This is a genomic window from Vibrio gazogenes (assembly GCF_002196515.1).
Classification (GTDB): domain Bacteria; phylum Pseudomonadota; class Gammaproteobacteria; order Enterobacterales; family Vibrionaceae; genus Vibrio; species Vibrio gazogenes_A.
This window is the reverse complement of the sequence record NZ_CP018835.1, coordinates 869,787-884,103: the sequence shown is the minus strand read 5'-3', so window position 1 is coordinate 884,103 and position 14,317 is coordinate 869,787. Positions and strand designations below refer to the sequence as shown.

Genomic DNA, 14,317 nt, shown 5'->3' with positions numbered 1-14,317 from the left:
ATACCACTGTTGTTCATTAAAGTTAATGCACCATCAGGAAGTGGATTGCTGATGGATTCCGTTGTTACTGAATAAGAATTTACGGATGACTCTCAACACGTCCTGAGGTTTTTCTGCGTGAAGCCAATGCCCAGTGTTCGCAATGATGTGCGCTTTTGCCTGAGGGAATTGTTCCAGAATCGGCGTTTGAGCATCTGAATTAATGTAATCAGAATCGCCGCCTTTCAGGAATAGTGTCGGCATTTGTACTGGCTGAATCGGTTGCCAGTCAAGAATATGCTCGTAATTGTTATATAGTGCCTCAACCTGAAAACGCCATGCCATTTTATCACCGTCTTTATAAAGTGATTTGCCTAAAAATTGGCGAACCGATTCTGGCTCAATATGTTGAGCCAAGATTTGCATCGCGGCTTCTCGGTTTGGCGGGTGCTTTTCCTGTACAGCGAATAATCCGGCAAACACATCATCGTGATGACGTTCATGATATTTCAGCGGAGCCATGTCAATCACAACCAACTCACTGACGAGCTGAGGATTGAGTGCTGCCAACTTCATCGCGACTTTCCCGCCCATCGAATGGCCGATTAATACCACTGGCGGCAGGTTGAGTGAGCGGATCAGATGAGCGACATCTTCAGCCATTAGTTCATAATTATGCGCTTCTGCTTGAAAAGACAACCCATGATTTCTTAAATCGGGACGAATGACTTGATAGTCGTTTTTTAGGTCTCGGGCCAGTAAACCAAGATTATCCAAGCTGCCGAACAGCCCGTGTAGCAGGATAATCGGTGACCCATCCCCTTCAATTTTATAGTGAAGTTGTGTAGACATTTTCTCTGTTTGTATTCGGTTTATCGTGGTGTATCGTAAAAGATCTCGCTATAATCCCAAAGAGTTTAAACATAGAGATTGTGAAAAGCGAATGAAAACAATTGAGGTTGATGAGGAATTATACCGTTATATTGCGAGTCAGACATGCCACATCGGTGAGAGTGCGTCGGATATATTACGTCGGTTGTTGAATGTCGATGGTCAGGAAGCACCGTCTCTGCCTGTTTCTCACGTTGCTCCATCTGTGCCGAATGAATCGGTGCACCCACAAGACCAGGCTGGTACTCAAGGTATCACCGTCAGTAAAGATGCAGGAAGAGAATCACAATTATCGGGTGTTCAGGTTATTCGTGAGTTGTTGATCTCCGATGAATTTGCTGCTCAGAAAAAAGTGATTGATCGATTTATGTTGGTGCTTTCTACACTTTATCATATTGATTCGGTTAGTTTTTCCGAAGCGATGGATGTGAAGGGTCGAAAACGGGTTTACTTTGCTGACAATGAGGAGACCTTGTTGGCAAGCGGTAAAACGACCAAACCGAAAGCGATTCCTAATACACCTTTCTGGGTGATTACCAATAATAATACCAGTCGTAAGCAGCAGATGATCGAGCAGCTGATGGTCCGAATGAATTTCCCGTCTGATCTAATCGACAAAGTAACGCTTTCAATTTAAATGAAATTTTATAACCTCATCATTGCTGATGAGGTTTTCTTATATTTGAGACGCTGTTCTTTGAAATACTGTGAGTTTAGATAACTATTATTTTGAAACCAAGGATGTCGTATGTCTATTCACCCGAGAGCTGGAAAGCAAGCACAACATGACGATTTGCAAAATATTCCTGTGCTTGTCTCTGATTATTACCGTCTTAAGCCTAATGCTGCTGAAAAGGCACATAAAGTCGAGTTTGGTACGTCGGGACACCGAGGCACTTCTGGAAAATCTTCATTTAATGAGAATCATATTCTGGCGATAACCCAAGCGATTGCTGAAGTGAGAAGTCAGGCTGGCATCACAGGTCCTGTTTTTGTTGGCAAAGATACCCATGCATTGTCGGAATGTGCATTTTCCAGTGTTGTTGAAGTTTTAGTCGCCAATGGTATTCAGGTGATTGTTCAGGCTGAGCAGGGGTATACCCCAACCCCGGGCATTTCCCACGCAATTCTGACCTATAACCGCAAGCATACGCAAAAAGCGGATGGGATTGTGATTACGCCTTCTCATAACCCACCTCAAGATGGCGGGATTAAATATAATCCACCGCATGGTGGTCCGGCTGAAGGTGAAGTTACGCAAGCGATCGAAAATCGGGCGAATGAAATTATTGCCGATGGAATAGCGACGGTTCAACGGATTCCGTTACAGCAAGCAATGGCATCAGAATACTATGTTGAACAGGACTTAGTGATGCCATATGTTGATGATCTCGTCAATGTGGTTGATATGTCTGCGATTCAACAGGCCAATCTGAAAATTGGTGTTGATCCACTCGGGGGCAGCGGCATTGAATACTGGCGGAAAATTGCAGCGACTTATCAGTTAAATTTAGAACTGGTCAATGAGTCGATTGATCCGACGTTTCAGTTTATGTCACTCGATAAAGATGGTGTGATCCGGATGGATTGTTCTTCGCCGTATGCAATGGCCGGATTGCTGGCGCTGAAAGATCAATATGATCTGGCATTTGGCAATGACCCGGATTATGACCGTCACGGAATTGTGACTCCGAAAGGGTTGATGAACCCCAATCATTTTCTGGCGGTTTGTATTGATTATTTGTATCGCCACCGTAACTGGAAAGCTGATGTCGCTGTTGGCAAGACGTTGGTTTCCAGTGCATTGATTGACCGTGTTGTTGCCGATTTAGGCCGGAAGTTGTGTGAGGTTCCTGTTGGCTTTAAATGGTTTGTCGATGGGCTGTTCGCTGGAGAGTTTGGTTTTGGCGGCGAAGAAAGTGCCGGGGCCTCTTTCCTAAGATTTGACGGAACCCCATGGGCGACGGATAAAGACGGCATTATTCTTTGCTTATTGGCTGCTGAAATCACCGCGGTGACCGGGAAAAATCCGCAGCAGTACTATGAAGCGTTGGCTGCAAAACATGGTGAGTCGAAATATAGCCGTCTTCAGGCTGTCGCAACCGGTTCGCAGAAAGCAGTCTTGAAAAAGTTATCTCCAGAAATGGTGTCTGCTCAGACACTGGCGGGAGACCCAATTACGGCAAGACTAACTCATGCCCCGGGAAATGGTGCTGCAATCGGTGGACTAAAAGTGACGACTGAATTTGGCTGGTTTGCTGCGCGTCCTTCTGGGACTGAAGATATTTACAAGATCTACTGTGAGAGTTTTAAAGGTGAAGAACATTTGAAACAGATCGAATCAGAAGCTCAGGAAATCGTCAATCAGGTTTTTGCCGATGCTGGTGTCTAGTTTTAATCTGTATTTGTCTCAATAAGATACAAGGGAGTGCTTCGGTACTCCCTTCGTTTTTCCCGAAATCAAACCGCCCCCAGAAAAATATAAATTTTTTATGAGTCTTTGTTCATATTTGTTGCGCTGCATTATATTCTCTCCGGTGATGAGCAAAATATGCTCAGTTATACCAATGTAAAAAATAAAGTCTGTTGTATACACCAATAGAGGATAACTAAATGAAACGTATCAAATGGCTGGGAATATTGTTAGCGGCACTGTTTGTTTCAAATGCATACAGTGCAAACTGGTCGAGTTGTGACCGGTGGGGAACTTATAACAATAATGGCTATACACTATATAATAATATCTGGGGACAGGGCTCTGGAACTCAATGTATGTGGGTAAACTCTTATAACAACTGGGGAGTCTGGGCACAGCATCCGAATACCGGAGGAATCAAATCTTATCCGAATGTATCTTTTGAACAGAATATCCGGGTCAGCCGGCTGAATACCTGCCGCAGTTCTTTCCAGATTGATGTTCCATCGTCTGGTGCTTATTCTGCCGATTATGATCTCTGGTATGACAATTACAGCTATGAAGTGATGTTATGGATGAACTATCGTGGTGACGTTGCGCCGATTGCTTATAATTATGATGCTTATGGGCGCCCGGTTCCGGCATATCGTAATGTGAATCTCGGTGGACATACCTGGAATGTGTATCGCGGTAGTAACAATGTTAATGAAGTTTTTTCCTTTGTACGCACCAGTAACACTCGCTCAGGCACCGTTGATATTGCAGCAATTTCAAAATGGATTCGCTCAAGAGGCTGGTTTGGTGATGCAAACCTTCACCAGATTCAGTTTGGGTTTGAAATCACATCTTCTCCCAACGGTGAAGATTTCCGGGTCGGTAACTATTCACTATCCTGTTATTAATTAAGCTCTTGTGATTAAAACGGTTGAATCATACTGACCAGATTCTGGTCAGTATGATGAGTTCTGTACCCGGTGATTCTCGCTGAAACTGCATCCTGAGATCATTTGGGGATACACGACAAGATGAACAACTTACTCCGGATCATGACAGACCGCTTCGACATTATTCCCGTCAGGATCCAGAGCAAAGGCACCATAGTAATGTTCATGGTACATGGGGCGGAGTCCCGGTTTGCCGTTATCTTGACCACCATGTGCGATAGCTTGGGCATAAAATTGATCAACAAGCTGACGTGAAGCTGCTGAAAAGGCCACATGACGTGGCGTATATGACTCTTTCGTCTCGATAATCCAGAATGCTAGTTTATCTTGTGGCCCGAAGGCACACATACGTTGTTGTGGAAATGCTTCATTCCATTCAGCGACCAATTCCATTTGCAGAGAGTAACCGAGTGGGGCAAAGACTGCGGCATAAAATGCTTTCGTTGTTTCATAGTCGGTTGCGTAGGTACTGAGGTGATCGAACATATTTTTGTTCCTTCTCTATTCATGTCTCTTGGGTTCTGAAATGCTCAGATTTAATGGGCAAAGTATAAACTCAGTTTTTATCACTGTATGGGCGGTTGAGATAATGTGCATTCTCTACTGTGGCCAGTGATCCGGCACGATAAACCAGAACTTCCCACTTTCTGACTGACAATGAACAGCCCGTTCCAATACATCTGGCTCGTAACGCTGGTTAGTTGCTGTTCGTCCGGTCATCCACTGGTCTCTTTTCAGTAAGTAGAGGGGTTCACGGATCTGGCTAAACTGAGCCTGATAGCACCAGTGGCCTCGGATTTGAGTTTGATTCAAGGTGTAACCCAGACAATCCTGAGGGATTGGCGCATCCGTAAACGGATTGATATAAAGTCGCCCCTGCATCAGGAGATGTCGCGATGCCACCTGCCATTGGGGGTATTGTTGTAAAACGATGGGATGCGTAGACAGCGGTAACTGATGGTTGAGCATATGCTGGAGTTTGATATCCAGCCGATCTTTCGCGTTTGGACCAAACCACAGCCCTTGATGGAGCAGATAGAACTTGATCGCGACTTCCCAATGCTCCTGTTGCGATGTGTGTTGATTATCGAGAATAAAGTCGATAGCTCCGAGAGTTTTGCCGTTATTGATAATCTGTACTTCTTCTGCGGTGAGTGTATAGGTTGCGCTGGATTTAAACAGATCTGAACAGACTGATTGATAGAGCAGCCCGAGTCGTTGATGTGGGTGCGCTGACCATGAAATCGGGACGGTGGCATGCTCTGTAAACGGTGAATACGGTTCTATCGGTGGCGCTGCCAGAAATAATCCGGGCGTCTCTCGGACCCATTGGGCAATTGCAGTTAAATCCATCGTGAATGCCTCTTGAAGTATTTCAGGTGTCATTGTAGCCTGCCTAGCACTTATCTCAAAAGCGGGAAGAACCATGAATAATCTTGAACTCGAAGCATTACTCCACGAGAAACTGCGTCCCGATTTAATTCAGGATTACAGTCCGAATGGATTGCAAATTGAAGGTCGTGCCGAAATCACCAAAATTGTCACCGGTGTTACGGCTTCTCAGGCCTTGATTGAAAAAGCGATTGCGCTGCAAGCCGATGCTATTCTGGTACACCATGGTTATTTTTGGAAGCGGGAGCCCGAACCGATTCGAGGCATGAAAGGGAAACGGATTCGGCGTTTAATCCAGCATGACATCAATCTGTACGCTTATCACTTACCACTGGATATTCACCCTGAGTTGGGGAACAACGCTTGTCTGGCTCGGTTATTAGAAATTGATGTGATTGGTGGCTTAGAAGGCCACGAGCAGTCTGTGGCGATGTATGGGGCTTTCAAAGAGCCGATAAGTGGTACGGATTTGAGCCGTAGGATAGCAACCGTATTACAACGGGAACCGCTGCATATTGCGTCAGGTGAAGATCAATTGATATCCACGGTTGGATGGTGTACCGGTGGGGGACAAGACTTCATTGATTTAGCTGCGGCCAAGGGGATGGATGCTTTTATTTCGGGTGAAATTTCTGAAAGGACCACACATAGTGCCCGAGAGCAGGGGATTCACTATTTTTCTGCTGGGCATCATGCCACCGAACGTTATGGTGTCAAAGCGTTAGGGGAATGGTTGTCCCAAACTCAAAATATAGCGGTTGAGTTTGTTGATATTGATAATCCTGTCTAATTAGACAGGTTAGAATCAAAAGGGCAGGTTGATCAACCTGCCCTTTGATTTATGCAAACATCTGGATTTTATTATTCACGTTCGTGTAGTGGTGAAAAATCGCGAAGTTTATATCCGGTATATAGCTGACGAGGGCGACCAATGCGACTTTCAGGATCACTGTGCATTTCATTCCAGTGAGCAATCCAACCGATGGTTCGCGACAGCGCGAAAATTACAGTAAACATAGAAATAGGAATACCGATTGCTTTCAAAATGATACCCGAGTAGAAATCAACGTTCGGGTAAAGTTTCTTATCGACAAAGTAGTCGTCAGACAAAGCAATTCTTTCCAATTCCATTGCGACATCCAGTAATGGATCGTCGATATTCAGTTCTTTCAATACTTCATGACAGGACTCACGCATTACAGTCGCACGGGGGTCATAGTTTTTGTAAACCCGGTGACCGAAGCCCATCAGGCGGAATGGGTCATCCTTATCTTTCGCCCGTGCAACGAATTCAGGAATGCGATCGACACTGCCGATTTCTTCAAGCATTCGCAGACACGCTTCATTCGCGCCACCATGAGCTGGCCCCCATAACGAGGCAATCCCCGCTGCAATACATGCAAATGGGTTTGCACCGGATGAACCGGCCAGACGAACTGTTGACGTTGAAGCATTTTGTTCATGATCAGCGTGCAGGGTGAAAATTTTATCCATTGCCCGCGCAACAATTGGATTGACTTCATACTCTTCACATGGTGTTGCGAACATCATATGAAGGAAGTTTTCCGCATAACCTAAGTCGTTGCGAGGATAAATGAATGGTTGGCCGACAGAGTATTTATAACACATGGATGCCAGTGTCGGCATTTTTGAGAGAAGACGATATGCAGCAATCTCTCGGTGACTATCGTTGTTGATATCTAGAGAATCATGATAGAACGCAGCAAGTGCGCCGACAACACCTACCATGACTGCCATTGGGTGAGCATCTCGTCGGAAACCGTGAAAGAAGCTAGCGATTTGCTCATGAACCATCGTATGGCGCGAAATTGTATTTTTAAACTCTGAGTATTGCTTCCTGTTTGGGGCTTCACCATAAAGAAGAATATAACAGACTTCCAGATAGTCTGCGTTATTCGCTAATTGATCGATAGGATAACCACGATGCAGTAGCACACCTTTGTTACCATCGATGTAGGTGATTTGAGATTCACAAGATGCAGTGGCAAGAAAACCAGGATCATAAGTAAAGTACCCGTTTGCTCCCAGTTGTCGAACATCAATTACCTCAGGTCCCATAGAACCGTTGATAATTGGCAGCTCGATTGGCGCTTTGCCTTCAACATGAAGGGTCGCTTTCTTATCTGCCATAACAATCTCCTTTGTTTATTATTTAATCCGTCCAGGATGTTTGCGAATGAATATTTAACTCCTGATTTTATTAAAGTCAATTCTTCTCCTGCGATGTGTGCACTCAATTGCGTTTTTTGCGCGAATTAAGTTAAAAATATGTTCTATGTAGCAAAAATTGTTACGTTAATTGTATTAGAATGTTGCGAGCCTTATATTGGCTGGGAATCCAGTCAGTCTGGACTGTATAAGAAGTGACCAGTAAGAAAATTTATGTTACATTTCTTAACCAATTTTTAACAAGTTTTTATCAATTTTTGTCCGTTTCTTACTTATAGTTGTATAAATATTGTTAAAACTTATCAGTTAGGGCTGACTCTTCGTTTATAACAATAATGCTCAATGAGGAGCTGAGTGAGCAAGCCTGTGAAAGAAAGAAATTTAAGACCCGTAAATCTTGATTTGCAGACCATCCGCTTTCCGATCACTGCGATTGCATCTATTCTTCATCGTGTTTCAGGTGTAATCACTTTTGTAGCTATCGGAATTTTACTGTGGTTGTTGTCTGTTTCGTTATCTTCTCCGGAAGGTTTTCAATATGCATCTGAACTTGTAGGTGGCTTCTTCGTGAAGTTTATCCTGTGGGGGATATTGACAGCATTGTCTTACCATATTGTCGGTGGTATTCGCCATTTGATCATGGACCTAGGTTACTTTGAAGAGTTGGAATCTGGCACTCAAACAGCAAAAATTTCATTTGCTGTTACTGTCGTTTTATCTCTGCTTGCAGGAGTCATGGTATGGTAAAGCATGTTTCATCTGTAGGGCGTAATGGGGTTCACGACTTTTTACTTGTTCGTGCAACCGCAATTCTGATGGCCCTGTATACCGTTTATCTTGTTTGTTTTTTTGCTTTCTCCGGTGATATTACTTATCAACTATGGTTTGATTTCTGGAGTGGTACCTTTACAAAAGTCTTCACAATGATTGCCCTCGTGAGTGTTCTGATTCACGGCTGGATCGGTTTGTGGCAGGTTCTGACGGATTATGTGAAATCCACACCGTTACGTGCTTTGCTACAGCTTGCCGTGATTGCTGTGTTATTTGGATATTTTTTCTCTGGCCTGTTTGTATTGTGGGGTGCTTAAGTGACTATTCCAGTTCGAGAATTTGATGCCGTTGTGATCGGCGCTGGTGGTGCAGGCATGAGAGCTGCACTACAAATTTCAGAGCAAGGCCTGTCTTGTGCTTTGCTATCTAAAGTATTTCCTACTCGTTCTCATACCGTTTCTGCTCAAGGCGGTATTACTGTTGCGTTAGGAAATTCGCATCAAGATAATTGGCAATGGCATATGTACGATACCGTAAAAGGTTCCGATTATATCGGTGACCAAAATGCGATCGAGTACATGTGTAAGAACGGTCCAGAGTCTGTTATTGAATTAGAAAAAATGGGACTGCCATTTTCCCGTTTTGAGGATGGCTCTATCTATCAACGTCCTTTTGGCGGTCAGTCAAAAGAATTTGGTGGTGAGCAAGCCGCAAGAACTGCCGCAGCAGCAGACCGTACTGGTCATGCTTTACTCCATACCTTGTATCAACAGAACATCAAGCATAAAACAACGATCTTCTCAGAATGGTATGCCCTAGACTTGGTGAAAAACCAAGATGGTGTTGTGATGGGGTGTACTGCTCTGTGCATGGAAACCGGTGAAGTGTGTTACTTCAAGTCGAAGGCGACCATTCTGGCGACAGGTGGTGCTGGACGTATCTACGCTTCAACAACAAATGCTCATATTAATACTGGTGATGGTGTTGGTATGGCATTACGTGCCGGTGTACCGATGCAGGATATGGAAATGTGGCAATTCCATCCCACCGGAATTGCTGGTGCCGGTGTTTTGGTGACTGAAGGTTGCCGAGGCGAAGGGGGTTACCTGCTGAATAAAGATGGTGAGCGTTTTATGGAGCGCTACGCGCCAAATGCGAAAGATTTGGCTGGTCGTGATGTTGTTGCCCGTTCAATGATGATTGAAATTCGAGAAGGGCGAGGATGTGATGGCCCATGGGGAACTCATATTAAGCTGAAACTCGACCATCTGGGTAAAGAAGTTCTGGAATCTCGTTTACCGGGTATCTGTGAGCTTTCCCGGACGTTTGCGCATGTTGATCCAGTCAAAGAACCGATTCCGGTTATTCCAACTTGTCACTATATGATGGGGGGTGTGCCGACTCAGGTCTCAGGCCAAGCGGTGAAACAAGATATTTCCGGTCATGATATCGACGTTCAGGGGCTGTTTGCTTGCGGTGAGATTGCATCTGTCTCTGTGCATGGTGCAAATCGTCTGGGTGGAAACTCACTACTGGATTTGGTTGTTTTCGGCCGCGCGACAGGGCTCCATCTTGGTGAAACATTGGCGGCTCAGGTTGAAGCGCGTGATGTAACAGAATCAGATATTGAAGCATCTCTGTCTCGCTACATGCGTTGGGAAAATAGCAAGGGTGGCGAAGATCCGGTGCAAATCCGGAAAGACCTTCAGGAATGTATGCAGCATAACTTCTCGGTATTCCGCGAAGGAGATGCCATGGCTGATGGTCTGAAAGAACTCAAAGTGATTCGTGAACGTTTGAAAGAAGCGCATCTTGCAGATAAATCCAGTGAATTTAATACTCAGCGTGTTGAGTGCTTAGAGCTGGATAACCTGATGGAAACCGCCTATTCGACAGCTGTTGCTGCCAATTATCGGACCGAGAGTCGTGGTGCTCATGCTCGCTTTGATTATCCAGACCGTGATGATGAGAATTGGTTGTGCCACTCGATTTATAACCCGGAAACTGAACAGATGAGTAAGCGTCATGTCAATATGACACCTGTTCATCGTGATGCCTTTCCACCCAAGATTCGTACATACTAAGGGGAGGACAATGTGATGAAACTTAACTTCTCTCTGTATCGCTATAATCCGGATGTGGATAAAAAGCCCTACATGAAGGACTATACACTGGACGTTCCTGAAGGTTCGGATATGATGGTACTGGATGCATTGATTCTGCTGAAAGAGCAGGATCCTTCGATTGCATTTCGTCGTTCATGTCGGGAAGGCGTCTGTGGTTCTGACGGTTTGAACATGAATGGCAAAAATGGCCTTGCCTGTATTACACCGTTATCAGCTTTGTCAGGCGATAAGATTGTCATTCGACCATTACCGGGGCTGCCGGTAATTCGGGACTTGATCGTTGACATGACACAGTTCTACGATAATTACGCAAAAGTGAAGCCCTATCTGATTTCTGATGGGAATTTACCGCCATCCAGAGAAAATTTACAGTCTCCTGAAGACCGTGAACATTTGGATGGATTGTATGAATGTATTATGTGTGCGTGTTGTACGACCTCCTGCCCTTCATTCTGGTGGAATCCGGATAAATTCATCGGACCAGCCGGACTGTTGGCTGCTTATCGTTGGTTGATTGACAGTCGTGATACAGCAACAGATGAACGCTTGTCTAATCTTGACGATGCGTTTAGTGTTTTCCGTTGCCACGGCATTATGAATTGTGTCAGTGTTTGTCCGAAAGGTCTTAATCCAACGAAAGCAATTGGTCATATTAAATCAATGTTGATTAAACGTTCTGTTTAGATGATGGTTTGCAGGTCTTCGGACCTGCATTTTCAGAGCTCGGCGTAGACCGTAGCAAAATGTGAAAACTACTGGTAAAGGGAAAATATGCACAACGGCGTGATGAAGGCATGGCTCGAGTCTTCACACTTGGCTGGCGCCAATGCAACGTACGTAGAAGATCTCTACGAACTCTATTTAAGTGATCCCGACCTGGTAAGTGAGGAGTGGAGACGTGTTTTTGAGGGGCTTTCGCGCTCTGATGAGAGTAATGTGGTTGAACAACCGCATTCACGTATCCGTGACTACTTCCGTCGACTCGCTCAAGAGACAAAGCATTACAATGTCCAAGTTAGTGACCCCGATGTCGATGCAAAACAAGTAAAAGTATTACAGTTAATTAACGCGTACCGCTTTCGCGGTCATGAAGCGGCTCAATTAGACCCTCTCGGTATATGGCAACGGCCGACAGTGGCTGAGCTTGCTCCCTCATTTCATAATCTTAACCCCGAAGACATGGAAGAGACATTTAATGTCGGTTCTTTTGCGATAGGTCAGGAGACCATGAAGCTTAAGGACATTTATGAGTCTCTGAATCAAATCTACTGTGGTTCTATCGGTGCAGAATATATGCACATGACCAATACCGAACAAAAGCGTTGGATTCAGCAGCGTCTTGAGTCGGTTGTCGGCCAGCCATCCTTTACTAAAGAAGAGCAAATCACTTTCCTTGAAGAATTGACTGCTGCTGAAGGTCTGGAGCGCTATCTGGGGGCTAAATTCCCCGGAGCAAAACGCTTCTCTCTGGAAGGCGGAGACGCACTCATTCCGATGATGAAAGAGTTGATCCGTCGTGCAGGTTCTCAAGGAATGCGCGAAGCTGTTGTTGGGATGGCTCACCGTGGGCGTCTGAACATGCTGGTCAACGTCTTAGGGAAGCGTCCTCAGGATTTATTTGATGAGTTTGCCGGTAAGCATGATGAAACTTGGGGAACCGGTGATGTGAAATACCATCAGGGATTCTCAGCTGATTTTGCAACCCCGGGTGGAAATATCCACTTAGCGCTGGCGTTTAACCCTTCACATCTGGAAATCGTTAACCCTGTTGTGATGGGGTCAGTCCGGGCTCGTCAGGATCGATTGGGTGATAAAGATGGTACAAAAGTGCTGCCGATTACCATTCATGGTGATTCAGCCATTACTGGTCAAGGCGTGGTTGCGGAAACATTCAACATGTCTCAGGCTCGTGGCTATCAGGTTGGTGGTACGGTACGTATCGTAATTAACAACCAAGTTGGATTTACCACCTCGAACCCTCGAGATACCCGTTCGACCATGTATTGTACTGATATTGCAAAAATGGTTCAGGCGCCTATTTTCCACGTCAATGCCGACGATCCGGAAGCGGTTGCATTTGTCTCCCATATTGCATTGGATTATCGAAATACATTCCGTCAGGATGTTGTGATTGATTTGGTTTGTTATCGCCGCCATGGTCACAACGAAGCGGATGAGCCCAATGCGACTCAGCCGTTAATGTACCAGAAAATTAAAAAGCATCCGACACCGCGTAAATTGTATGGCGATTTGCTGATTGAACGTCAGGATGTTGATGCCGAATTCGTGACTCAGGCCGTCAATGAATATCGAGATGCTTTGGATCATGGTGAAGTTGTTGTGAAAGAATGGCGTCCCATGGCAATGCATTCGGTTGACTGGTCACCTTACTTGTCTCATGAATGGGATGAAGTGTGGAAGAACGAATTTGACTTAGAACGACTGAAAGACATTGGTAAGCGTGTTTGTCTGTATCCGGAAAGTCATCAATTACAAAGCCGAGTCGAGAAAATTTACACCGATCGTCTGGCGATGATTAACGGTGAAAAATTACTGGACTGGGGGATGGCAGAGATTCTGGCCTATGCAACATTGGTTGATGATGGTCATCGGATCCGGATCTCTGGTCAGGATTCAGGACGAGGAACATTCTTCCACCGTCACTCTGTATTGCACAACCAACATGATGCCAGTACTTATGTGCCGCTGAAGAATCTTCACAGTAATCAAGGGCCATTCCAAGTCATTGATTCCGTGTTATCTGAAGAAGCAGTTCTGGCTTTTGAATATGGTTACGCGACAGCTGAACCCGGTGGTTTAACGATCTGGGAAGCGCAATTTGGTGATTTTGCCAATGGTGCTCAGGTTGTTATTGACCAGTTTATTTCTTCTGGCGAACAGAAATGGGCGCGTTTATGCGGTATTACAATGTTATTGCCGCATGGTTATGAAGGACAGGGACCAGAGCACTCTTCTGCTCGTCTCGAACGTTACCTGCAACTTTGCGCTGAGCAAAATATGCAGGTGATCGTGCCTTCTACACCGGCTCAGGTTTATCACATGCTAAGACGTCAGGTGATTCGTCCGATGCGTCGTCCTTTAATTGTGATGTCACCGAAATCCCTGTTGCGTCATCCACTGTGCGTTTCTTCAATGGAAGATTTGGCGAGTGGTACTTTCCAGCCAGCGATTCCGGAAGTCGATGAACTCGATGCTGCTCAGGTGAAACGCGTTGTTTTCTGTTCCGGTAAGGTCTATTACGATTTGCTGGCACAGCGACGTAACAATGAGCAAGAGGATGTCGCGATTGTCCGTATCGAGCAATTGTATCCGTTCCCGCTGGAAGATGTTCGGGCTGCCATTGCCCCTTATACCAATGTTGTGGATTATGTCTGGTGTCAGGAAGAACCACAAAATCAGGGTGCATGGTATAGCAGCCAACATAATTTCCGAGCCGCAATTCCTGCTGGTGCTGAACTGAAATATGCAGGACGCCCTGCATCGGCTTCTCCGGCCGTTGGTTACATGTCGGTTCACTTGAAGCAGCAGAAAGCGCTCGTTGATGATGCGTTGACACTAGATTAAGAACTAGAAATAAAAGGAAAAAT

At 45.2% G+C, this 14,317-nt stretch carries 13 protein-coding genes; 9 read left to right on the top strand and 4 right to left on the bottom strand.

Going from position 1 to position 14,317, the window contains the following annotated elements; genetic code table 11:
• Positions 1–33: 33 nt before the first annotated feature.
• Positions 34–831 (bottom strand): alpha/beta fold hydrolase, encoded by a 798-nt coding sequence (locus tag BSQ33_RS03965; RefSeq protein ID WP_088133332.1) that lies wholly within the window; start codon positions 829–831, stop codon positions 34–36.
• 91 nt (positions 832–922) lie between these two features.
• On the opposite strand from BSQ33_RS03965, the gene seqA reads away from it, so the two are divergent.
• From seqA to BSQ33_RS03950, 3 genes are all read left to right on the top strand, one after another.
• Positions 923–1,507 (top strand): replication initiation negative regulator SeqA, encoded by a 585-nt coding sequence (gene seqA, locus BSQ33_RS03960; RefSeq protein WP_088133331.1) that lies wholly within the window; start codon positions 923–925, stop codon positions 1,505–1,507.
• 111 nt (positions 1,508–1,618) lie between these two features.
• A complete protein-coding gene (gene pgm / locus BSQ33_RS03955; protein WP_088133330.1) occupies positions 1,619–3,262 on the top strand; it encodes a phosphoglucomutase (alpha-D-glucose-1,6-bisphosphate-dependent) in 1,644 nt (547 codons plus the stop codon).
• Between the two features lie 221 nt (positions 3,263–3,483).
• Positions 3,484–4,188: a GH12 family glycosyl hydrolase domain-containing protein gene (locus BSQ33_RS03950; RefSeq protein ID WP_088133329.1), complete on the top strand. Its 705-nt coding sequence runs from the start codon at positions 3,484–3,486 to the stop codon at positions 4,186–4,188.
• 132 nt (positions 4,189–4,320) lie between these two features.
• Here BSQ33_RS03950 and BSQ33_RS03945 read toward each other — a convergent pair whose 3' ends face one another.
• Together BSQ33_RS03945 and BSQ33_RS03940 are read right to left on the bottom strand one after the other, a co-directional pair.
• Positions 4,321–4,716 (bottom strand): VOC family protein, encoded by a 396-nt coding sequence (locus tag BSQ33_RS03945; protein WP_088133328.1) that lies wholly within the window; start codon positions 4,714–4,716, stop codon positions 4,321–4,323.
• 114 nt (positions 4,717–4,830) lie between these two features.
• A complete protein-coding gene (locus BSQ33_RS03940; RefSeq protein ID WP_232471969.1) occupies positions 4,831–5,583 on the bottom strand; it encodes a DUF1853 family protein in 753 nt (250 codons plus the stop codon).
• A 73-nt stretch (positions 5,584–5,656) separates the two neighbouring features.
• Between BSQ33_RS03940 and BSQ33_RS03935 the strand changes: the two genes are divergently transcribed.
• The gene (locus tag BSQ33_RS03935; RefSeq protein ID WP_088133326.1) at positions 5,657–6,412 is read left to right on the top strand and encodes a Nif3-like dinuclear metal center hexameric protein; all 756 of its coding nucleotides are present in this window, start codon (positions 5,657–5,659) and stop codon (positions 6,410–6,412) included.
• A gap of 71 nt (positions 6,413–6,483) precedes the next feature.
• On the opposite strand, the gene BSQ33_RS03930 is transcribed toward BSQ33_RS03935, so the two are convergent.
• Positions 6,484–7,773 (bottom strand): citrate synthase, encoded by a 1,290-nt coding sequence (locus tag BSQ33_RS03930; RefSeq protein WP_088133325.1) that lies wholly within the window; start codon positions 7,771–7,773, stop codon positions 6,484–6,486.
• A gap of 393 nt (positions 7,774–8,166) precedes the next feature.
• On the opposite strand from BSQ33_RS03930, the gene sdhC reads away from it, so the two are divergent.
• From sdhC to sucA, 5 genes are all read left to right on the top strand, one after another.
• Positions 8,167–8,559 carry a succinate dehydrogenase cytochrome b556 subunit gene (sdhC, locus tag BSQ33_RS03925; protein WP_088133324.1) on the top strand — a complete coding sequence of 131 codons (393 nt, stop codon included), beginning with the start codon at positions 8,167–8,169 and terminating at the stop codon, positions 8,557–8,559.
• Positions 8,553–8,900 carry a succinate dehydrogenase, hydrophobic membrane anchor protein gene (gene sdhD, locus BSQ33_RS03920; RefSeq protein ID WP_088133323.1) on the top strand — a complete coding sequence of 116 codons (348 nt, stop codon included), beginning with the start codon at positions 8,553–8,555 and terminating at the stop codon, positions 8,898–8,900. The genes sdhC and sdhD overlap by 7 nt, the downstream gene beginning before the upstream one ends.
• Entirely contained in the window at positions 8,901–10,667 is a 1,767-nt protein-coding gene (gene sdhA / locus BSQ33_RS03915) for a succinate dehydrogenase flavoprotein subunit (RefSeq protein ID WP_088133322.1), read from the top strand. It abuts the gene before it with no gap.
• Positions 10,668–10,682: 15 nt separating this feature from the next.
• A complete protein-coding gene (locus tag BSQ33_RS03910; protein WP_088133321.1) occupies positions 10,683–11,393 on the top strand; it encodes a succinate dehydrogenase iron-sulfur subunit in 711 nt (236 codons plus the stop codon).
• Between the two features lie 87 nt (positions 11,394–11,480).
• The gene (sucA, locus tag BSQ33_RS03905; protein WP_088133320.1) at positions 11,481–14,294 is read left to right on the top strand and encodes a 2-oxoglutarate dehydrogenase E1 component; all 2,814 of its coding nucleotides are present in this window, start codon (positions 11,481–11,483) and stop codon (positions 14,292–14,294) included.
• Positions 14,295–14,317: the final 23 nt, after the last annotated feature.